We start from the raw sequence: 22,632 nt of genomic DNA, 5'->3' as shown, positions 1-22,632 counted from the left end.
TTCGTCATTTTATGACTATATACTTTTTGATTGTCAATTTTTGTCAATTTTTGTTACTACATTTATTCCATAGTATCATTCGATGATTAAAACTTTAGAAACTGCAATAACCTCATTTAGCTCCTGGATATGGGATTGGCCTCTATTAATTCTATTAATAGGTGGAGGTGCATTTTTTCTAATCTATTCAAAGTTCACACCTTTTTTATATTTCAGACATGCTATACAGATCCTTAGTGGAAAATACGATAATGAAAAAGCTCCTGGACAGTTAAGTCATTTTCAGGCATTATCATCAGCCATTGCGGCAACAGTGGGTATGGGAAATATCAGTGGAGTAGCTGTGGCTTTGGTAGCTGGAGGACCAGGAGCAATATTCTGGATGTGGATAAGTGCAATCATTGGAATGGCTACTAAGTTTTATACTTGTACGCTAGCTATTATGTACAGATCAGAAAGCAAAGAAGGAAAGACACTTAGTGGACCAATGTATGTGATTGTTGAGGGATTGGGTAGAGGTTGGAAACCTTTAGCTGTTTTCTTTGCCATTGCAGGATTAATAGGAACATTGCCGGCGTTTACAGCCAATCAATTAACGCAAACATTAGTAGATGTATTGAATTGGGAAGATAGTGCTAAACTGTATATAGGTATTGCCCTTGCTATTATAGCCTCCTTTGTAATTCTTGGAGGAATTAAAAGAATTGGTTTGGTTGCTAGTAAGCTTGTGCCTTTTATGGTGGTTTTGTATTTTATTACGGTATTTACGATTCTTGTTTTACAAATTGATAAGGTTCCCGAAATGTTTGTTCTGATTTTTTCGGATGCCTTTTCTGGAGAAGCCGTCGCTGGAGGTGCGTTGGGATATCTTATAAAAACAGGAGTTAAAAGAGCTGCTTTTTCTAACGAAGCAGGAATAGGAACCGCTCCTATGATGCACGGAACTGCTAAAACAAATGAGCCAATCCGTGAAGGTTTAGTAGCGATGATAGGACCTGCTATTGATACACTATTGGTATGTACATTAACTGCTCTAGCAATTCTGTCAACCGGTGTTTGGCAACAATCTGATGATAATGGAATTTCATTAACACTAGCAGCTTTTAATTCTGTGTTGCCATATGGTATTGGAGATGTGATTATGATTATTATGGTACTTGTTTTCGCTTTTTCGACCTTATTTTCGTTTTCATATTATGGGGTTACTTGTTTGGGCTTTTTGACCAAACCTAAATTCGGGAAGTATTATAATTACATTTATATCTTATCGATTATTGTTGCTGCTGTTGTAAAAATAGATTTTGCCATTAATCTTATTGATAGTGCATTTGCACTAATGGCTATTCCAACGGTGATATCAGGACTGTTATTGGCTCCTAAAGTTAATAAACAAGCGAAATTGTATTTTGAAAAACTAAAGACAGATTCTTTTAAATAAATTTTATTGCCTTACAATAAATTCACTTCTTCTATTTTCCTGATGCTCTTCTTCTGTACAAGGAACACCATTTGCACATTTGTTTTTAAGTCTTCTCTCACCATAAGCTTTTCCTCGGATTCTTCTCCAGTGAATACCACCCTTTCGTATAATGTATCGAACAGTAGCACGCATACGCTTCACACTAAGCTTTTTATTGTACCAGTAGCTTGACCTGCTATCCGTATGAGAACGTACTTCAATTTTAAGATTTGGATTTTGCTTCATTACTGTAATAACTTTTTGTAAATCTGCAATAGCATCAGGTCTTATTTCATCAGTGTCCAAATCAAAGAATATTGTATTTAACTGCAACGGATCTACAATATCGTCTCCAATATTAACTGGCTCAGAAGATGTGGATAGTAACTTTTCTTTAGTGAAATTTATAGGTACATTATTCTGTGTTTCATACGTATTTTTGGATCTGAAAATAATATCATTCGGATTGTATCCTTCGATAGCTACTCTTATTATATATTGTTTATCACATTCTACTTCAAAACTATAACTTCCGTCGTAATCTGATTTAATCTTATCAATGATATTTCCATCGGTATCTAATAAGGTTACCTCAGCATTTGCAATGGTGTCACTAGTTTCATTATCGGTTATGATTCCAGAAAGGTATTCTTTACAAGAAGTGATAAGCTCTTCAGTTTGTCTAAAACTATAAATATCATCATTACCTTTTCCTCCTTTGCGATTACTTGCAAAATATCCTGTGCTATTTTCTTCGTCAATAACAAAAGAGAAATCATCTTTAGAACTATTAATCGGTTTCCCTACATTAAATACTTCATACCTGTCATTTTCTTTAGGAACAGCAACAAAAACATCTAACCCACCAAGTCCCACATGACCATCACTTGCAAAGTATAGTCGTCCATTATTACTGATGTAAGGAAAAGTTTCTCTTCCTTCGGTATTAATATTGTCGCCCAGATTTTTAGGTTTTCCATATTTTCCTCCTGGTAAAATATCTACAACAAACAAATCAGATTTCCCTCTAGTGCCTTTCATGTCACTTGCAAAATATAATTTGGTGTCGTCCGCATTTAATGCAGGATGAGAAATGGAATAGTTATCACTATTAAAAGGTAATTCTTCGATATCAGACCATTTTTCATTAATAAGAGTAGCTTTATATAATTTTAGCAATACAACTCCCTTTCTGCTTTTGCCAAGTTTGTTATTAGTAAAATTATTGCGAGTAAAGTACACTGTATTCCCATCTTTGGTGAAACTGGTTGAGGATTCGTGATATTTAGTATTTATTTTTCCTTTTAATTTTTTGGATTCGCCAGTAGAGACATTATCCTTGTTTATTTTTGATGAAAAAAGATCTAAGAATGGCATTCTATTCCATTCATGAATTTTAGAACTTTTACTTCTTGATGACGCAAATACGATATTTCCTTTGTGATCGAAACTAGGCGAATAATCAGAAAACTCTGAATTGATATTTAAGGTGTAGGTGTCATACTTGCCGGATTGCTTTTCAATAAAATCTAAATAGTCTCTTTTATTGATAAAAGATTTCGCTCTCTTGTCATTTCCAGTAATTACATTAAATTTTTCCATAACAGCATCAGCATCGGCGTAACGCTCTGCACTTTTTAAACTTTGTGCATATCTAAATAGATATTCAGGCTTCACTTGGTCAGAAAAATTAGAAATTAATTTCTCATACCATTCTATTGAAGCTTCCGGTTCTCCTGTAAAATAGAAAGAATCGGCTAATTTTCTAAACAAATCCGCAGAGGAGTATCCTTGTTTTGCAACATCAAGGTAGATATCTCGAGCATTGATATATGCTAGCGCTTCAAAATTTTTATCAGCTTTAGAGAGTTGCTTTTCTGTACTCTGGGAAAAACTATATTGAGATAATAGGAAAGCTATCGCTATAACAAAATATGTTATAGGACGTACTTTAAAATTAGTCAAAAAAGATATAGAATTGTTTCCCAAAATGAACCCAGTATTTTGTTATCACTAATGTATTTTCGTGGGGTTTTGAAAATATACTGGAATTAAATTTACAAAAAATTAACAAAAGAACCTTCTTTTATGATGGATAGCTGCCAATTTGGTAAGGTTAAAGATCCATTATTACTATAAAATAATAGTCTATTAGGTTGGATAGATTTGTGGAATAATGAACTAACTTTGCATTAAAATTATATTTATGAGTCATAAAGCTGGTTTTGTTAATATCATCGGGAATCCTAATGTTGGAAAGTCGACATTAATGAATGCTTTTGTAGGGGAGCGATTATCTATAATTACTTCAAAAGCGCAAACCACCAGACATAGAATTTTGGGAATCGTAAATGGGGATGATTTTCAAGTTATTTTATCGGATACACCTGGTATTATAAAGCCTGCGTATGAATTACAAGAATCTATGATGGGATTTGTAAAATCTGCTTTTGAAGATGCGGATGTTCTTATTTACATGGTAGAAATAGGAGAGAAAGAACTTAAAGATGAAGCATTTTTTAATAAGATAAAAAATGCAAAAATCCCTGTGTTTTTACTTTTGAATAAGATAGATCAATCTAATCAGGAACAATTAGAAGAGCAGGTACAGTTTTGGTCGGATAAAGTTCCTAATGCAGAATTGTATCCAATCTCTGCCTTAGAAAATTTTAATGTTCGTGAAGTTTTTGACAGAATCATAGAATTACTACCAGAATCCCCTCCATTTTATCCTAAAGACCAGTTAACAGATAGACCTGAACGATTTTTTGTGAATGAAGCAATTCGTGAAAAGATTCTTTTGCATTACAAGAAGGAAATTCCATATGCCGTAGAGGTGGAAACGGAAGAGTTTTTTGAAGATGAAAAAATCATTAGGATGAGGTCTGTAATTATGGTGGAAAGGGACTCCCAAAAAGGAATTATTATAGGACATAAGGGATCTGCACTAAAAAGAGTAGGAGTAGAGGCTAGGAAAGAATTAGAGAAGTTTTTTGGAAAACAAATTTATCTAGAGCTGTATGTAAAAGTCAATAAAAACTGGCGAAACAACGAAAGACAGTTAAAACGATTTGGCTACAACCAATAATTGTAAACTTGTGAAATTTCCCTAGGAATTAGTTTGTAAGATTTTTTTGAGTTTTTCAATTTCGTCAATTACGGGAAAACTGTATTTTGAAGATAAAATCCTGCATTTAAACGTTTTTATACTTTTTTTTATGCTTTTTTGGTGTGAATCAGCTAATTTAGCATTCTTAATAATATCTAAAGCCCTCAAAATATGATATGAAACTTACTTTATCTTCACACGTTTTTCTATAACGGCTTACTTTTAAAATCAAATAAATAATAAATCACACAAAACCATGATTCAGAATTGATGGATGGATTTATGTCGATTATTGTTTATGGAACAAACCCAAAATAATTAACCAATTTGAATTTTCGAATTCAAATGAAAAAAACAAACTACACAATGTCAAAATTTACTAACAAGTTTAACTCGTTACGTCAAAAGATGGGGTTTTCTCTCTTTAGCGTAGCTATGATCGTCATTTTTATAATGACATCAGGATTTAATACTGTAGCAGAAAAAGGTAAAAGTAATTTTACCTCAACTCCAGTATGTGAAAATCCTTTAACAAACGCTTTAGGATATAATGCGTTTGTTAGATATAACACCATTCTTAAAGGTGGTGATACTGAAGGCCCTATTGCTCTAGGAGGAAATTTAACTATGGAAGGAATTATTACTGTAGCAGCGCAAACTGCAGGTTCTAATTTTTTTAATGGTGATGATCAGCCATCATCATTAGTGGTAAATGGAAGAATTATCTATACTTCTGGAGAAGGGATTCATTTAAATCAAGGATATGTAAAAGTTGGAGATCTAAATGGGTCATCAGTTTTTGATTTAGATAGAAATAATGCATCCGTAAATACAAGAGTTACTTCGGGTAGTTATGATGCTAAACCAAGAGTTCAAGTACAAAGAAAACAGGTAGAAGGTTCTGTAGGTAATGGAAATTTAATTGACTTTGAGGCTGCTTTTACTGAATTTGAAGCTGTTTCGGCTAATTATAGCACTACGGCACCAAATTTAACGGTGAGTAGCGATAATAAAATTTCCCTAACGCAAAACACAGTAAATGTTCTAAACCTTACAGGAACAGAATTACAAGCACTTCCATATTTAACATTTGAAAATGCTCCAAGTCAAGATACTCCTTTAATTATTAACGTAGACGCACCTGGTAGTTTTGAATGGAATATTCTAAATCTTGCAGGTATCGGAGATCCTCAGGGAGCTTTTATTATATGGAATTTTTATAACAATACAAGTTTAACGCTAAAAGGTGGTTCAACAATTGTAGGAAGTTTATTTGCTCCAAAATCTGATGTTACAAAGGATTCATCTGGTAATATCAATGGACAGGTTATAGCAGCTAATTATTATCATGTTCAAGGAGAGTTACATCAACATGTTTTTGATGCTTGTACTGATAATGATATTTGTGAACTTACGGTTGATGCAGGAGAAGATTCTGAATTTTGCGGAGAAGGAGAAGTAACACTTACAGCTACTGTGGGAGGAGCTTCTGAATGTGAAGATTGTATTGGGACATATGATGTAGCAAATACGAATAACTGTAGAAGAGATCAAGATTATGTAATGTGGTTAACTGATGGAAACAATCCAAGATGGTTCTCTAATGTAGATTTAGAATGGATTGAGTTAGCAGATGGAACGGCGACACTTACAGGTACTATTTTTGACCATACATTAACACAAACTACATATGAAGTTAATGCTGTATTCTCTGGAAGAACAAGCACAACACCTGCAAATAGTCCTAAGGCTCATGTGTGTAATGATGAGGATGAGAATGGGTGGATTTATTATACAGGATTAACAGGTACCGTAACAAGTACAGATGGATCGTGGTCTATTAATTTATCTAGAAGAGGTCCTGCTTTCCAAATGGGTAATGGTGCGAATCAAACAGAAACTGAATTAGGAAAGTTCGGAGCTTGTGGTTGGTTTGATACTACCGATGGTCAATATAATAGAGGAGACTTCAATTTTAACCTTGGAGATTGTGTAACAACTACAAACACAGAAGTAAGTTATTTATGGTCTACTGGAGAAACAACACCTTCCATTACAGTTAACGAAGGAGGAACATATACAGTTACCGTTAAAGATTGTGAAGATTGTGAAGCTTCTGATTCAGTAGAGGTTGTTATAAACGATGCGCCACAAGTTGAAGCTGGAGAAGATCAGGAAATCTGTCTTGGAGACGAAGTTACGTTAACTGCAACTACTAACAATAATGAAAGTTGTGAAAGTTGTATCGAATATGGTGTTCAAGATACAGATTATTGTCGTGGAGATCAGAACTACGTATTGTGGTTGGATGGAGGAAGATTTTTCTCGAATGTTGATTTAGAATGGAATGAGTTAGCCGATGGAACTGCTACCTTAAAAGGGACAGTATTCGATTATACAATTACTCAATCTAATTATGAAGTAGATGTAGTATTTACAGGAAAAGTAACTACAGCGCCTGCTAATAGCCCAAAATCTCACATTTGTAATGATGAAGATGAATCAGGATGGGAATATTACACAGAATTTACAGGAACGATTATAAGTGAAGATGGATCTTGGTCTACTACTTTAACTAGAAGAGGCCCTGCTTTCCAAATGGGTAACGGTGCTAATCAAACAGAAACTGAATTAGGAAAATTCGGAGCTTGTGGTTGGTTTGATACTGATAATAATGAATATCCAGTTGGAGATTTCAATTTTAACTTTGGAGATTGTATTAGTTCTGAAACAAATGATACAACTTTCTTATGGTCTACAGGAGAAACAACGGAATCAATAACAGTATCTCCAGAGGAAGATACAGTTTATACAGTTACTGTTACCAATTGTAACGGTTGTACAGCTACAGATGAGGTAAAAGTTATAGTTAAGTCTGCTGTCGTAGATGCTGGAGATGATCAAAATGTATGTTTAGGTGAAGAGGTAACATTAACAGCTACGGGTGAAGGTACATTTATTTGGTCTACAGGAGAAACTACTGAAAGTATTACAGTATCTCCAACAGAAACGACAACCTATACAGTGACAGCAACTAGCGGTAGTTGTGAAGCAACTGATTCTGTAACAGTTGTTGTAAATGATCCTGTAATTGTTGATGCAGGTGAAGATCAAGAAATTTGCTTAGGAGAAGAAGTAACGTTAACAGCGCAAGCTACAGGAATTGATAATTGTGGTGATTGCGTAGAGTTTGGAATTAAAGATACAGACTATTGTAGAGGAAGACATCACCAATTCGTAGTATTTATAAATGATAATGGTACCAGATTATGGTTTAGAAATGTAGATCTAGTTTGGAGTGAAAATGCCATAGATGGAACTGCTACTTTAAAAGGAGAAGTTTTTGAGTACAATTCTACAAACACATCCTTTATGGTAGATGCTACTTTTACTGGATTTACAGATGTACCACCTGCAGGAAGTCCTAAAGCAAGTTCTTGCCAGACTGAAGATCCAACTGGTTGGATATATTACACAGGAATTAGCGGAACTATTACACAAATAGACGGAGCATTAAGCTATGATATTTCCAGAAGAGGAGAAGCATTCCAAGTTGGAAATGGAGCAAATGTATTTGAATATACTCCGGCAGTTTATGGAGGATCAGGATGGTTTAACTTAGAAGGAAACCCTGATTCATTTGGAGATTTTAATATTAATATTGGGGATTGTATTTCTCAAGAAGAAGGACAAGTTCAATATTTATGGTCTACAGGAGAAACTACACAAAGCATTACAGTTTCACCAGAAGAAGATACTACATATACAGTGACAGTAACCGGTTGTACTGAATGTGTTGGTGAGGATGAAGTAACAGTAATTGTAAATTCTGCAACGGCAGATGCTGTAGAAGATCAGGATATTTGTGTTGGAGAAACTGCTACACTTACTGTAGTTGGAACTGGAGATATTTTATGGTCTACGGGAGAAACTACTGCTAGCATTGAAGTTTCACCAGATACTACAACTACATATACAGTAGAAGTTACTAATGGTGATTGCTCAGCAACAGATGAGGTTACTGTAACAGTTAATTCTGCAACGGCAGATGCTGGAGAAGATCAGGATATTTGTGTTGGAGAAACTGCTACACTTACTGTAGTTGGAACCGGAGATATTTTATGGTCTACAGGAGAAACTACTACTAGCATTGAAGTTTCACCGGATACTACTACAACATATACAGTAGAAGTTACTAATGGAGATTGCTCAGCAACAGATGAGGTTACTGTAACAGTTAATTCTGCAACTGCGGATGCTGGAGAAGATCAGGATATTTGTGTTGGAGAAACCGCTATACTTACTGTAGTTGGAACTGGAGATATTTTATGGTCTACAGGAGAAACTACTGCTAGCATTGAAGTTTCACCGGATACTACTACAACATATACAGTAGAAGTTACTAACGGAGATTGCTCTGCAACAGATGAGGTTACTGTAACAGTTAATTCTGCAACTGCGGATGCTGGAGAAGATCAGGATATTTGTGTTGGAGAAACTACAACACTTACTGTAGTTGGAACCGGAGATATTTTATGGTCTACAGGAGAAACTACTGCTAGCATTGAAGTTTCACCAGATGCTACTACAACATATACAGTAGAAGTAACTAATGGAAATTGTTCTGCAACGGATGAAGTTACTGTAACAGTAAATTCTGTAACTGCAGATGCCGGAGAAGATCAAACAATTGCTCCTGGAGAAACAGCAACACTTACTGCTACTGGAGGAGATACATACCTTTGGTCAACCGGAGAGACTACGGCAACAATTGATGTTTCTCCAGATGCGACTACAACCTATACTGTTACGGCGTCTTCAAATGGTTGTACTGCTACAGATGATGTAACTGTATTCGTAGAAGGTTGTACAGTGGTAGCCGATGCAGGACCAGATCAAACTATTTGTAATGTTTCTGATAGCAACCCTACAGAAATTAATTCAGATGGTATTGCTAAAAGTATGATGGAATCTGTTGTTTTAACAGCTACAGGAGGAGATACCTATCTTTGGTCAACTGGAGAAACAACGCAATCTATTATTGTAGAACCTACAGTTACTACCACATATACTGTTGAAGTTACAAAAGATGGATGCACTGATAGTGATGATGTAACCGTGTTTGTGGTGGATATAGATGCAAACGCAGGAATTGATGTAGAAAGCACAGCTGGTGCTTTGGTAGTGTTAACAGCTACAGGAGGAGATACCTACCTTTGGTCAACTGGAGAGACTACACAGTCTATTACAGTTGCTCCTACAGTAACTACAACGTATTCCGTGACTGCGTTTAGAGGAGAATGTTCAGATACTGATAGTGTTAGAGTACTGATTGGTTGTGTAGGAACTGCTGATGCAGGACCAGACCAAACAATTTGTTTAGGTGAATCTGCAGTATTAACAGCCTCCGATGGAGATATTTTCTTATGGTCATCACCATCAGGGTCTGCCGGAAATACGCAATCTGTTACAGTTACGCCAACCGTTACTACAACTTACATTCTTACGATTATTAGAAATGGTTGTTTAGATAGAGATGAAGTTACTGTATTTGTAGATGATTGTGGTGGAGGACTTGGACTTGGTGGAAGCCCAACAAGTGTGAATGCTTTATATCCTACTGTAGTAAGCTCAACAGATAAAGTTTCATTAGATATGTTTACAACAAGAGATAAAGATGATGTTCAGGTTACTTTCTATAGTTTATCTGGAAGATTTATGTCGAAAACAACAGTAATGAATATTCAAAAAGGAAAGAATACACTTGAGGTAGATCTAAGTACGGTAGGAACATTATCTGCTGGAATGTATTTAGTAAAAATCTCGAATGCTGAAGGAGAAATAATGAAAAAGATCGTTGTGAAATAATTTATTTCAAACTATCATAAGACAAGCCCATTTGCTTTAAGAGCGAATGGGCTTTTTATATCTAACAATTTCTTAACCATAAGAATTTATAAAGTTGATTTAATTTATTCTTTTCGTAACATTAAGGATATACACATTATTGAATTTAGCTAGCTAACGCAAATCAAATTAATAATGAAAATCTTTAACAAATCAAGTCTTGTTGTAATTGGGACTTTAGGATTATTTTATTCTTGTAACCTTGACGATTATCAAGGAGGTGGAGGTACTACAGACGAACTTACGTTTAACAAAATTGGAGGTTTTATAAATGGAACTGGAGATGAAGGTTTTGCTGAAATTTCTGCTTTTGATCCAGAAACTGCAAAACTGTTTGTCGTGAATCCTAATGATGTAGAACTTTCCGTATGGGATCTTTCGAACCCTTCTACTCCTGTAGCAGGTTCAGATATTACCTTAAATGGAATTCCAAATAGTGTGGCAGTTCATGATGGGTTAGTGGCGGTAGCATTAGAAAATGCAGCAAATAAACAGGCAGACGGTACCATTGCAACATACGATGCAGATTCGCAAACGCTATTAGAAACATATACTGCTGGAGCATTACCGGATATGGTTACATTTAGTCCAAATGGTAAATATATCATCGCAGCAAACGAAGGAGAACCTAATGATGAATATACAGTAGATCCCGAAGGTTCTGTTACTATCATCGAGGTTGCTACAGGGCAAGTAAGTCAAGTAGATTTTACAAGGTTTAATGGTAGTACTATTGGAAAAGATTTTAGAGTATTTGGTCCAAACGCAACATTAGCCCAAGATATAGAACCAGAATACATTGCAGTCTCTGATGATTCAAGAACCGCTTATGTAGCTTTACAAGAAAATAATGGGATCGCTGTAATTGATTTAAGAACTAAAACTGTACGATATATTACCGGTCTAGGAGTAAAGGATTACTCACTGCCAGAAAATCAAATTGATGCGAGTGATAGAGATGATATCGTAGGGAACTTTCAGAATTGGCCAGTATTAGGATATTATCATCCAGATGCTATGACTTTTGCCAAAATAAGAGGAGCAAGATTTTTAATTACTGCAAATGAAGGTGATGCCAGAGATTATGATGGATACTCAGAAGAAGAAAGAGTTAAGGATTTAACTTTGGATCCAATCGCATATCCAGATGCTGAAACATTACAATTAGATGAAAATCTTGGGCGTTTAAAAACTACTACTGCTAATGGTGATACGGACGGTGATGGTGATATTGATCAAATCTATGCATATGGAGGAAGATCTTTTACTATTTGGACAACAACAGGAGTGAAGGTATACGATAGTGGTGATCAGATTGCTAGAACTGTGTTTGAATTTGATCCTAGTGTTTTTAATAGTAATGAAGGTAGCGGAGTAGATAATAGATCCGATGATAAGGGTGCAGAACCAGAAGCTGTAGAGGTGCTAAAAGTTGATGGAAACACATTGTTGTTTGTAGGATTAGAAAGAACAGGAGGTATAATGGTATATGATATTTCTAACCCAATTAGTCCTAGATTTATAGATTGGTTACGAGATGCATCAGATATCTCTCCAGAAGGATTAATTACTGTAAAAGCTGAAGATAGCCCAACAGGTAATGCTTTAGTGATTGTTACACATGAAGTTTCAAACTCTGTAGCGATTTATGAAGTGAAATAAAAACGTCCATAAAAATTTTGATGTTTTACAGTAACCAACTTATATAGATTTGTTTATATCTTTGAGATAAGTAATTATTTCACTGACTGACTATCAATTATGAAAAAGTTCAATAGGTCGATGCGCTGACCGTTGAGCTTTTTCGTTTTTTGTACCTATTTCATCACATTTTATTTACTTCATCTTACAGGATCAATAGTTTAGGAAGAATAAAAAGACTAATTTTGCACAAATTTTAGAAATTCAGGATAATGAGCAATATAGTGGCAATTGTAGGGAGACCTAATGTAGGAAAATCTACTTTTTTTAATAGACTGATCCAACGGAGAGAAGCTATCGTAGATGCGGTGAGCGGAGTTACTCGTGATCGTCACTATGGTAAGAGTGATTGGAATGGAAAAGAATTCTCTTTGATCGATACAGGTGGTTATGTAGTAGGTAGTGATGATATCTTCGAAGCAGAGATCGATAAACAAGTAGAACTTGCTATTGATGAAGCAGATGCTATCATCTTTATGGTAGATGTAGAATCTGGTATTACTGGTATGGATGAAGAAGTGGCTAATCTTTTACGTAAAGTAGATAAGCCCATTTTTGTAGCTGTAAATAAGGTCGATAATGCCAAAAGAGCTGCCGATGCTGTTGAGTTCTATAATCTGGGATTAGGAGAATATTATACCATCGCTAGTATAAATGGAAGTGGTACTGGAGAATTACTAGATGCATTAGTAGAGGCCTTGCCAGAACAGGAAGAAGAAGAGGTTTCTGAACTACCACGTTTTGCTGTAGTAGGAAGGCCAAATGCAGGAAAATCCTCATTTATCAATGCTCTTATAGGCGAAGATCGATACATCGTTACCGATATTGCCGGAACGACTAGAGACGCTATTGATACTAAGTACAATCGCTTTGGATTTGAATTTAACCTAGTAGATACTGCAGGAATACGTCGTAAATCAAAGGTGAAAGAAGATTTGGAGTTTTATTCCGTAATGAGATCTGTAAGAGCTATAGAGCATAGTGATGTCTGTTTATTATTGCTAGATGCGACACGAGGATTTGATTCGCAAGTACAGAATATATTTTGGTTAGCAGAACGTAACCGAAAAGGAATTGTGATTCTGGTAAATAAGTGGGATCTCATCGAAAATAAGGAAAGCAATACACTTAAAGATTTTGAAAAATATATCCGGAAACAAATAGAGCCATTTACAGATGTACCTATTGTATTTATCTCTGCATTAACCAAGCAACGTATCTTTAAAGCGATAGAAACAGCGGTAGAAGTATATAAAAATCGTTCTAAGAAGATCAAAACGAGTGTTATGAACGATACTATGCTCCCTATTATAGAGCATAATCCTCCGCCAGCGTACAAAGGAAAATATGTAAAGATTAAATACTGTATGCAATTGCCAACACCTCAGCCACAGTTTGCATTTTTCTGTAATCTACCACAATACATCAGAGATCCTTACAAGCGATTTATCGAAAATCAATTGCGCAAACAATTTGATTTTCATGGAGTACCTGTTGCTGTATATTTTAGGAAAAAATAAATCCTAGAAATGAAGAGATCTACATTGATTTTCTTGGTGTTTAGCATTATTGTTGTTACCGGTTTGATCTGGTTTGGTATGTATGCTTCACGAGAAGTGTTGACTGCTTTTGGTACAATGAATAGTAGATTAGAAACTCATTCCACTTCTGTAGCAAAAGATAACGATTCTTTATTAACTCTGATAAAAGATGAAGAACATATACTAAAAGCTAAAGAGGTAGATACTTTAGTTGATAATTTTAAAAAATATCTGGAGTCTATTAAAGAAGAAATGTTGGGAATTAAAAATCCTACAGATTATGAAAAAATGGATCAGGCTAACAATATGTTTTTTACGGAAAATGGCTTTTCTGAAAAAGGAAAAGAATTCCTAAATAAAATCAATCAGTTTAGAGAAGAAATACTGAAAAGTGTAGATGATACTGATATAAAAACTACTATCTCTGAAAAAATAAGCACAAATGATGTGATTGATAGATCAGGAAAAAAACATAATTGGCTAATCTATAATTTTAAAGACTTTCCATTAGTAGCGAGCATTACGAAACTTACCCAAATGCAATCAGATGTTTCCAGTATCGAATCAGATATCTATAAAGAGTATTTGAGAAAACAAAAATAGACTACTAGTCCAATTTTCACTTTAACTACAAGCTATTCGAAGTTTGCAACTTCGAAGGATTTGTGTCACATTGAGCTTATCGAAATGCTTTTTAGAATTTCTTTTAATTGGGTTAGGTGTTGAATGTTTTTTTTAGACAGATGTTTTTCTTCTGACCTCTGACTTCCGTCTATATAATTGAGAAAGGAAGTTATTTAGATTTGTGATACTACAACTGTTCTTTGATTTTTAATAACTGAGCGCGAATGGACTCTAATTTTCGGATGATATCAAAGCTGTCTAAAGCTTCCTGTTTTTGCTCTTTGAGATGAATTTTAGCGCCTTCTAAAGTAAAACCACGTTCTTTTACCAAATGATAAATAAGTTCTAGGTTTTTGATATCTTCTGGAGTAAATTTCCGATTACCTTTGGCATTTTTTTTCGGTTTGATAATATCGAATTCCTTTTCCCAAAAACGAATAAGAGAAGCATTTACATTAAATGCATCAGCTACTTCACCAATACCATAATACAGTTTTTTTGGTAAGTCTACGTACATAGTTAGTTCTCTTTTTGTTGGGTAAAACTCCCGTCTTCTTTAAATACCAAATTGCTTTCTGGAAAATCTTCCTCTGTCAATTTTTTAATTTCTTTTAATGCTCTTTTTTTATCATCCATAAATGGATAGATTTCATCGATCTGTTTAGCAGAATGTAACTTGCCTTGGATAAAATTACCTTTAGGATCTATTTCTATCTCTGCGATAGGAGCATATCCTTTAATTCCAGTTAAATTAAATCTGGAATACGTACAAAAATTACCTAAACTATATGCGATGAACTTATTATTATATACTTCGAATGCTCTGGATACATGAGGTCCATGCCCCAAAATAATATCTGCTCCAGCATCGATTAATGTATGCGCAAATAGGTAGACGTTACCGCGATCCTCTCCATAAAAACGTTCTGTTTTTCTGGGAACATGCGTGTGATCTGATCCTTCTGCACCACCATGGAAAGAAACAATTACAATGTCTGCTTTTTCCTTCAGTTCCGTTACTATCCTTTTTGCTTTGGTTAAGTTATGAATTTTTACGCAATCTTTGTTTGGGGCAAAGGCACAAAATCCATACGTGATTCCATTTTTTTCGAAAATGGTAGATTCTTGTGCAAAAATTCCAGCATAGGCGATATTGTGTTTCTCTAAGGTTTTGGCAGTGTTTTTAATACCGATAGCACCAAAATCACCTATATGATTGTTAGCAATACTCATCACATCAAATCCACTTTCTTCTAAATATTCACCAAAAAATTCTGGAGATCGAAACGAATAACATTTGGAAGGGTCAGAACAACGTTTTGCATTTTCTCCAGTATCGGTCAGTGTACCTTCCAAATTTCCAAAAAGGATATCTGCTTGTTGTAAAACAACATTGACATCATCAAAAGGTCCCTTGTCTTTAGGAGGTAAATAACTGTCGTTAGGAAAATTGGTGCCCATCATAATATCCCCAACAGCCATTAGTTTGATGCTTTTGGGGGCAGAAAGTCTTTCCATTTCTAGTTTGAAATCTTCCACAATAGTGGTCATCGAGTCGATAGCTTCTTTTGAAAATTTCTGAGCTTGTATTGTATAACTAAAACCGATTAGAATTACAAAAAGAAGTGCTTTGCGCATATAAACTAGTCTAGAGTTTCATTAATAAGAGAAGAAGCTTTTAGCATTTCATTAAATTCCTTAGAAGTTAAACTTCCATAGTAAAAGTTTCGAGGATTGATACGTTCACCATCTTTAAATATTTCATAATGAAGATGCGGAGCAACAGATCGACCTGTACTACCTACAAAACCAATAATATCTCCACGTTTAACTTTCTGTCCTTTCTTTACATTGTATTTGCTTAAATGCGCATACAGGCTTATATAATTAAAACCGTGGTCAATTCTTATATGTTTACCGTATCCACTAGAATTGGCATCAGCACGTGTAACTGTACCATTTCCAGAAGCGTAAATGGGAGTTCCCGTTGCGGCAGAGAAATCCATTCCATAATGAAACTTTCGCGCTTTGGTAAATGGATCACTTCTCCATCCATATCCAGAAGCCATACGTTTTAGATCAGAATTTTGAATAGGTTGGATTGCAGGAATTGTAGCAAGCAATTCTTCTTTTTGTTCTGCCAATTCTTTTATTTCATCTAAGGATATAGATTGAACTGCAATTTGCTTTGTCAATTTGTCAATTTGTTTTTGGCTTTCGATAATCATTTCAGAATTATCATAACCTTCATAACCTTTGTACCTGTTAACTCCTCCAAATCCAGCACCTCGTACTTCTTCAGGAATTGGTGGTGCACCAAAATACAAACGATAAATATTATCATCTCTTTCTGCAATCTCAGCTAGAACCGCATGATCCTTTTTCAATTGCTTGTTCATGAGTTCATATTGCAATTTCATATTATCTAACTCCCTTTTGTATGCTTTTTCTTTTGGAGTTTCTAATTGTGGAATATTTAGATAAATTACGAGTAGGATAAAACCGGCTAAAAAAGCACCGAGAACACCTAAAATGGCAAAACCAAATTTACGTCCCTTTTTTTGCTCAATTCTACGATAAGATAGCGTCTCGCTATCGTAGTAATATTTAACCTTTGACATAATCTAAAATATACTATTTTTGCAGGATGTTAGCCGAAAATAGGCTGATTTATACTTTGAGGCTGCAACAAATATAGTAAATTGTCGCAAAGTCCAGAAAAAACTGACAATTATCGATAGTAAAGGGAAGTAAAAACTAGCGATAACTAACTGATAAGAAATAAAATAGAAAAAAATGAAATCCCAAGACATCAGAAACCAATTTTTAGCGTTTTTTGAATCCAAAAAACATAGCATAGTGCCTTCTGCACCGATGGTGATCAAAGACGATCCTACACTGATGTTTACCAATGCTGGGATGAACCAGTTTAAAGAGTTCTTTTTAGGAAACGGAACTCCAAAAAATAATAGAATTGCTGACACACAAAAATGCTTGCGAGTAAGTGGTAAACATAATGACCTAGAAGAGGTAGGAATGGATACCTATCACCATACCATGTTCGAAATGTTAGGGAACTGGAGCTTTGGGGATTATTTTAAGAAAGAAGCAATTGAGTGGGCGTGGGAATTGTTAACAGATGTATTCGGGATTGATAAAGACATTCTTTATGTTTCTGTTTTTGAAGGTGCTAAGGATGAAAACCTTGAAATGGATCAAGAAGCATACGATTTATGGAAAAATATAGTTCCTGAAGATCGTATTATCATGGGAAATAAGAAAGATAACTTCTGGGAGATGGGAGATCAAGGACCTTGCGGACCTTGTTCTGAAATTCATGTCGATCTAAGATCTGAAGAAGAAAAAGCAAAAGTTCCAGGACGCGATTTAGTAAATCAAGATGATCCATTAGTTGTAGAGATCTGGAATCTGGTTTTTATGCAGTTTAATCGCAAAGCCAATGGTTCTCTAGAAAAGTTGCCTGCGCAACATGTGGATACTGGAATGGGATTTGAGCGTTTGTGTATGGCATTACAAGACGTTAAATCCAATTATGATACGGACGTTTTTACTCCGTTGATACGAGAAATTGAAACGATTACGAATAGCACTTACGATAAAGATAGTATCCCAACTGAAGAGAGTGGTAAGGTGAGTGTTGCTATACGGGTAATTGCAGATCATCTAAGAGCAGTATCTTTTTCGATTGCAGATGGGCAGTTGCCTAGTAATACAGGAGCTGGATATGTAATTCGAAGAATCTTAAGAAGAGCTATTAGATATGGTTTTACGTTTTTAAATACTAAAGAACCTTTTATCTATAAATTGGTGGATACACTGAGTAATCAGATGAGCGATGCTTTTCCAGAGTTGAAGTCTCAAAAAAACTTAATTGTAAATGTAATTAAGGAAGAAGAAAACTCTTTCCTTAGAACATTAGATCAAGGATTGGTATTGTTAGATAATGTTATTAAAAACACCAAAGGTGAAGTAGTTTCGGGAGAAAAAGTATTTGAATTATATGATACATATGGTTTTCCTGAAGATCTTACAGCTTTGATTTTATCAGAGCAAGGATATGAGTATGAAAAGGATGTTTTTAAAGCAGAACTGCAAAAACAAAAAGATCGTTCTAGAGCAGCTTCTGAAGTAAAAGCAGGAGACTGGGAAATTTTATTGCCAGACGCTGAAGAAGCATTTATCGGATATGACCATACCATCGGAGATGCTAAAATCTCTCGTTACCGAAAAGTAAATAGTAAGAAAGATGGAGAATTATATCAATTAGTATTAGATCAAACTCCATTTTACCCTGAAGGCGGTGGCCAAGTGGGTGATAAAGGATATTTAGAAGTTGCCAATGGAGATGTGGTGTATATCATAGATACTAAAAAAGAGAATAACCTGATTATCCATTTCGCTAAAAGTTTACCTAAACATTTAGGAGAAACCTATAAGGCTGTTGTAGATACAAAACAACGTACAAGAACCGCTTCTAATCATACTGCTACGCATTTATTGCATCAGGCATTGCGTACAGTTTTAGGAACGCATGTGGCTCAAAAAGGATCAATGGTACATAGTGGAAATTTGAGATTTGATTTTTCTCATTTTTCTAAAGTGTCCGCAGATGAATTACAACAAGTAGAAGACTTTGTAAATGCACGAATAAGAGAAGGTTTACCGTTAGAAGAAAAGCGAAATATATCCTATGATCAAGCAATTGCAGAAGGAGCAATAGCACTGTTTGGAGAGAAATATGGAGATTCGGTAAGAGCGATTCGTTTTGGAGAATCAATGGAATTATGTGGAGGAATCCATGTGCAAAACACAAGTGATATTTGGCATTTTAAAATAACTTCTGAAAGTGCTGTTGCTGCAGGAATACGAAGAATTGAGGCGATTACAAGTGATGCTGCTAAGGATTATTTTACCAATCAATCAGAAGCATTTTCTGAGGTAAAAGCTGTATTGAAAAATGCAAAAGATCCCGTAAAAGCAATTACCAGTTTGCAAGAAGAAAATGCTAGCCTTAAAAAACAAATAGAAGCACTTCTTAAAGACAAAGCTAAAAATCTAAAAGGAGATCTTAAAGCTGAGTTTGAAGAGGTAAACGGAATCCAGTTTTTAAGTAAAAAAGTAGATCTAGATCCTGCAGGAATCAAAGATCTTTCCTTTGAATTAGGAGGCGAAGTCGCTAATGCTTTTATGCTTTTTGGAGCAAATAATAATGGTAAAGCATTATTGTCTTGTTATATTTCTAAAAATCTTGTTGAAGAGAAAGGCTTGAATGCAGGTCAAGTGGTTCGCGAACTTGGAAAATATATTCAAGGAGGTGGAGGCGGTCAGCCGTTTTTTGCAACTGCAGGAGGTAAAAATCCAGCAGGGATCGATGAGGCCTTAGAAAAAGTAAAAGAATATTTGTAACCAAATACAATACCAGTACTCTTTTTGTAGTTGTACTGGATAGCCTATGAACTTACAAACCAAAATACCCTTAAAACCTCAGCAACCTAAAATAGACTATGATGCAAATCTAGTGTTATTAGGGTCATGTTTTGCTGAAAACATTGGAGAGAAGTTCTCATACTTTAAATATAAATCATTAATAAATCCTTTCGGTATACTTTTTCATCCCAAAGCAATAGAAACTTTTTTATGGATGGCTACTCAGCAGGAAAAGTATACCGAAACGGATTTGTTTTTTCATAATGAGCAATGGCATTGTTTTGATGCGCATTCTAGGTTAAGTAATTCAGATCAGAAAATAGTTTTAAATGCCTTAAACGAAGGGTTAGAAAAGACTTATAAGAATATTCAATCAGCAACTCATATAAGTATTACCTTAGGAACAGCTTGGGTATACCGTTTACAGGCTCTGGATATGATTGTGGCCAATTGCCATAAAGTTTCACAAAAGGAATTTTCTAAAGAAATATTATCTGTTGATGAAATCAGTCAATGTTTGCATAATTGTATTGGTTTAATTAGGAGTTTGAATCCCGATGTTCAAATTCTATTTACAGTGTCTCCTGTTAGGCATCATAAAGACGGTTTTATAGAAAATAATCAGAGCAAATCACATCTTATCACAGCAATACATGAAGTTATTGGTGTTGATCAAAATAGTACTTACTTTCCTTCTTACGAGATTATGATGGATGAGCTTAGGGATTATAGATTCTATAAAGAAGATATGATTCATCCTAGTTCACTAGCTATTGATTATATATGGGAACGTTTCAAACAAACTTGGATTTCTGAAAATGCTTTAACAATAATGGATCAGGTGAATGATATTCAGAATGGGATGGCACATAGACCTTTTAATCCTAATAGTGAGCAGCATAATGCATTTCTTCAAAAACTAGAACAGAAAAAGCAACAAATCCAGCAGCAATATTCTTTTATTAAGTTTTAAACTGGGTTAGTTAAAAAAACTAGATAATAATTGTAAACTGCCTGCTAATATCCCAGCACCAAGAGAAGAAGTGTTGTATGGATTATCCCAATTTCTTCGATCTACAGAATAAGATGTGAATGGATCAAATAGGAATTCGTGTGTAAATGCATTTCTAGTTACAGCTACAAAAGGACGAGATCTTGAGATTCCAAAAACTGGGTAGTCAGAAATTCTTGAGGCACCAAAAAACAATCGGTAGTCTACATTATCATTGCTGATTCCCGTTAATTGATAGTTCTTGGCTACAGAAACCGGTATGGAATCTATAATTAACGTTTTTTGAATGGCTTTTTTCTTAGTTAAAGAAGGATGTTGTATAGATTGAGCATGTAACATTTGAATACAAATAAGGCATATTACACAGAATAAAAATTTAGAATTTTTCATACTTCAAAGATTAGCAGATTTTGTAGAAAAAAGATGCATCAAAAAATATTCCATAAATATACAGTATAAATGTTAACCTTTTGATTTTAAGAAAGACAAAAGAGTGGATAGATATAAGTATAAAAGTCTTTATTGTGAGGTTTTTTTACGTGAGATCGGGTTATAGCTACGGTGGTTGTGCCCGATCTTTATCTAATGAGTCCTGCGTAATTCTTCTTCTAATAAGACAATTTTAGTCTCTAAATCATGTAATCGGTCATAAACATCAACAGGCTCTGGCATTTGTTTGGAAGCAAACATAGTTACATACCAGGCTTCCATGATTTCTTCAGAATTAATAGTATAGGTAGGGTAGTTACCATCCTTATTGTCAGATTTTAGAATAAGCTTACCACGTTCTTCAATTCGGTTAATCACACGCTTCAATACAATACCGTCATTTTTGCTTACAATTACATATACTCTGCCGTCTTTTATGTCTTGTAAATCTTCGACATATTTACCAAAAACCAAATCTCCATCAAAAAAAGTACGAACCATAGAATTCCCTTGTACTTCAAAACATCTAAAAGTTCCATTTGTAAGATGCGGCATATTAAAGGAAGGGAGCGTTTCTATGAATTCAGTATCTCCATATCCATCTAAGTAACCAGCTCGAGCTTTGATAGGTACATACACCACATTTTCATCTCCTTCTTGATTTACAGCAACAACTTGAGGAATTCCACCATATGTTGTAATTTCTTGTTGTTTTTGTTTTAAAATTTGGTTGCTCTTACCAAAAAGGTATTCTGGATCTATAGAAAATTCATCGATCATACGTTCTAATAAATCGTAACCAGGTTTAGTTCTTTTTCTAGACCCGTCTGACTGTAGTCTTCCTGTGGTAATGCTGTCTATAGTTGTGCTGGTGACTCCTATGCGTTTGGCAAAAGAATGATTGTTTAATCCGAAAAAATCTATTATTTCCCTTATTTTTGTGTCGATTTCTACCATTTTCCCACTCTTTTTGTTAAAAACATATGATGAAAACAAAATTAAACATTTTACGGAATATTTCTGTATTTTGTTGTGTTTTTCTGTAAAATGTTGTATATTTGTACTGTAATTAGCTGCTAAAGTACGAAAAAGAATTCATAATCAAACATTTGTATTAATCTTATTGCAACATTTTCAGGTGAAATAGTATAAGACGTCGTGCTAAAGTCACTTTAGACGGGTAACTATTCAAACTTTTGTTTGAATAGGGGGGTGTTTTTGTGTCTAATTTTAAAATAAAAGACCTATGCAAAGAAGTAAACTGTTATTAGAAAAGCGTAAACAGTTTGTTCAGAATTATGTTCAAAACAATTCAGAAAAACAAATGAAAGTCATCGTTGAAGAGCTGATTGAACAGCTTTTCATTTCCGAAAAAACAATTTATAATATTTTAAAAGACTAA

At 34.6% G+C, this 22,632-nt stretch carries 15 protein-coding genes; 9 read left to right on the top strand and 6 right to left on the bottom strand.

Features of this window, described 5'->3' with window-relative positions:
* Positions 1–82 precede the first annotated feature (82 nt).
* Positions 83–1,438: an alanine/glycine:cation symporter family protein gene (locus GBO31_RS07670; protein WP_219007745.1), complete on the top strand. Its 1,356-nt coding sequence runs from the start codon at positions 83–85 to the stop codon at positions 1,436–1,438.
* 3 nt (positions 1,439–1,441) lie between these two features.
* Here GBO31_RS07670 and GBO31_RS07665 read toward each other — a convergent pair whose 3' ends face one another.
* Positions 1,442–3,424, bottom strand: a complete 1,983-nt coding sequence (locus GBO31_RS07665; protein WP_246615798.1) for an OmpA family protein — start codon at positions 3,422–3,424, stop codon at positions 1,442–1,444.
* 241 nt (positions 3,425–3,665) lie between these two features.
* Between GBO31_RS07665 and era the strand changes: the two genes are divergently transcribed.
* From era to GBO31_RS07640, 5 genes are all read left to right on the top strand, one after another.
* On the top strand, positions 3,666–4,547 hold the full coding sequence (gene era, locus GBO31_RS07660) for a GTPase Era (protein WP_219007744.1): 882 nt from the start codon (positions 3,666–3,668) through the stop codon (positions 4,545–4,547).
* A 387-nt stretch (positions 4,548–4,934) separates the two neighbouring features.
* Positions 4,935–10,436 (top strand): collagen-binding domain-containing protein, encoded by a 5,502-nt coding sequence (locus tag GBO31_RS07655; protein WP_219007743.1) that lies wholly within the window; start codon positions 4,935–4,937, stop codon positions 10,434–10,436.
* Between the two features lie 174 nt (positions 10,437–10,610).
* Positions 10,611–12,137: a choice-of-anchor I family protein gene (locus tag GBO31_RS07650; protein WP_219007742.1), complete on the top strand. Its 1,527-nt coding sequence runs from the start codon at positions 10,611–10,613 to the stop codon at positions 12,135–12,137.
* Positions 12,138–12,388: 251 nt separating this feature from the next.
* On the top strand, positions 12,389–13,696 hold the full coding sequence (gene der / locus GBO31_RS07645) for a ribosome biogenesis GTPase Der (RefSeq protein ID WP_219007741.1): 1,308 nt from the start codon (positions 12,389–12,391) through the stop codon (positions 13,694–13,696).
* Between the two features lie 9 nt (positions 13,697–13,705).
* On the top strand, positions 13,706–14,320 hold the full coding sequence (locus GBO31_RS07640; protein WP_219007740.1) for a hypothetical protein: 615 nt from the start codon (positions 13,706–13,708) through the stop codon (positions 14,318–14,320).
* 208 nt (positions 14,321–14,528) lie between these two features.
* Here the strand turns inward: GBO31_RS07640 and GBO31_RS07635 are convergent, their stop codons facing one another.
* The 3 genes from GBO31_RS07635 to GBO31_RS07625 are packed head-to-tail and all read right to left on the bottom strand — an operon-like array spanning position 14,529 to position 16,962.
* Entirely contained in the window at positions 14,529–14,858 is a 330-nt protein-coding gene (locus tag GBO31_RS07635) for a MerR family transcriptional regulator (RefSeq protein ID WP_219007739.1), read from the bottom strand.
* A gap of 2 nt (positions 14,859–14,860) precedes the next feature.
* Complete coding sequence (locus GBO31_RS07630) at positions 14,861–15,979, bottom strand: CapA family protein (protein ID WP_219007738.1); 1,119 nt, start codon at positions 15,977–15,979, stop codon at positions 14,861–14,863.
* Between the two features lie 5 nt (positions 15,980–15,984).
* A complete protein-coding gene (locus GBO31_RS07625) occupies positions 15,985–16,962 on the bottom strand; it encodes a M23 family metallopeptidase (protein ID WP_219007737.1) in 978 nt (325 codons plus the stop codon).
* 175 nt (positions 16,963–17,137) lie between these two features.
* Here GBO31_RS07625 and alaS point away from each other — a divergent pair, with 175 nt between their 5' ends.
* Positions 17,138–19,768 (top strand): alanine--tRNA ligase, encoded by a 2,631-nt coding sequence (alaS, locus tag GBO31_RS07620; RefSeq protein ID WP_219007736.1) that lies wholly within the window; start codon positions 17,138–17,140, stop codon positions 19,766–19,768.
* A 46-nt stretch (positions 19,769–19,814) separates the two neighbouring features.
* Positions 19,815–20,762 carry a GSCFA domain-containing protein gene (locus GBO31_RS07615; RefSeq protein WP_219007735.1) on the top strand — a complete coding sequence of 316 codons (948 nt, stop codon included), beginning with the start codon at positions 19,815–19,817 and terminating at the stop codon, positions 20,760–20,762.
* Between the two features lie 6 nt (positions 20,763–20,768).
* On the opposite strand, the gene GBO31_RS07610 is transcribed toward GBO31_RS07615, so the two are convergent.
* Together GBO31_RS07610 and GBO31_RS07605 are read right to left on the bottom strand one after the other, a co-directional pair.
* A complete protein-coding gene (locus tag GBO31_RS07610) occupies positions 20,769–21,191 on the bottom strand; it encodes a hypothetical protein (RefSeq protein ID WP_219007734.1) in 423 nt (140 codons plus the stop codon).
* 192 nt (positions 21,192–21,383) lie between these two features.
* Entirely contained in the window at positions 21,384–22,187 is an 804-nt protein-coding gene (locus GBO31_RS07605) for a S24 family peptidase (protein ID WP_219007733.1), read from the bottom strand.
* Positions 22,188–22,476: 289 nt separating this feature from the next.
* Between GBO31_RS07605 and GBO31_RS07600 the strand changes: the two genes are divergently transcribed.
* Complete coding sequence (locus tag GBO31_RS07600) at positions 22,477–22,632, top strand: hypothetical protein (RefSeq protein WP_219007732.1); 156 nt, start codon at positions 22,477–22,479, stop codon at positions 22,630–22,632.

The organism is Aquimarina litoralis (genome assembly GCF_019295435.1).
In the GTDB taxonomy this organism is placed as follows: Bacteria; Bacteroidota; Bacteroidia; order Flavobacteriales; family Flavobacteriaceae; genus Aquimarina; species Aquimarina litoralis_A.
The sequence above is the reverse complement of the archived record's forward strand: the minus strand, read 5'-3'. Positions and strand labels throughout refer to the sequence as shown.

Excerpts from the sequence above, each read along its gene's own strand:
- era (WP_219007744.1), top strand. The coding sequence starts at position 3,666 with ATGAGTCATAAAGCTGGTTTTGTTAATATCATCGGGAATCCTAATGTT.
- GBO31_RS07610 (WP_219007734.1), bottom strand. The coding sequence starts at position 21,191 with ATGAAAAATTCTAAATTTTTATTCTGTGTAATATGCCTTATTTGTATT.
- GBO31_RS07655 (WP_219007743.1), top strand. The coding sequence starts at position 4,935 with ATGTCAAAATTTACTAACAAGTTTAACTCGTTACGTCAAAAGATGGGG.
- GBO31_RS07670 (WP_219007745.1), top strand. The coding sequence starts at position 83 with ATGATTAAAACTTTAGAAACTGCAATAACCTCATTTAGCTCCTGGATA.
- der (WP_219007741.1), top strand. The coding sequence starts at position 12,389 with ATGAGCAATATAGTGGCAATTGTAGGGAGACCTAATGTAGGAAAATCT.
- GBO31_RS07640 (WP_219007740.1), top strand. The coding sequence starts at position 13,706 with ATGAAGAGATCTACATTGATTTTCTTGGTGTTTAGCATTATTGTTGTT.
- alaS (WP_219007736.1), top strand. The coding sequence starts at position 17,138 with ATGAAATCCCAAGACATCAGAAACCAATTTTTAGCGTTTTTTGAATCC.
- GBO31_RS07605 (WP_219007733.1), bottom strand. The coding sequence starts at position 22,187 with ATGGTAGAAATCGACACAAAAATAAGGGAAATAATAGATTTTTTCGGA.
- GBO31_RS07650 (WP_219007742.1), top strand. The coding sequence starts at position 10,611 with ATGAAAATCTTTAACAAATCAAGTCTTGTTGTAATTGGGACTTTAGGA.
- GBO31_RS07615 (WP_219007735.1), top strand. The coding sequence starts at position 19,815 with ATGAACTTACAAACCAAAATACCCTTAAAACCTCAGCAACCTAAAATA.
- GBO31_RS07635 (WP_219007739.1), bottom strand. The coding sequence starts at position 14,858 with ATGTACGTAGACTTACCAAAAAAACTGTATTATGGTATTGGTGAAGTA.
- GBO31_RS07600 (WP_219007732.1), top strand. The coding sequence starts at position 22,477 with ATGCAAAGAAGTAAACTGTTATTAGAAAAGCGTAAACAGTTTGTTCAG.
- GBO31_RS07625 (WP_219007737.1), bottom strand. The coding sequence starts at position 16,962 with ATGTCAAAGGTTAAATATTACTACGATAGCGAGACGCTATCTTATCGT.
- GBO31_RS07630 (WP_219007738.1), bottom strand. The coding sequence starts at position 15,979 with ATGCGCAAAGCACTTCTTTTTGTAATTCTAATCGGTTTTAGTTATACA.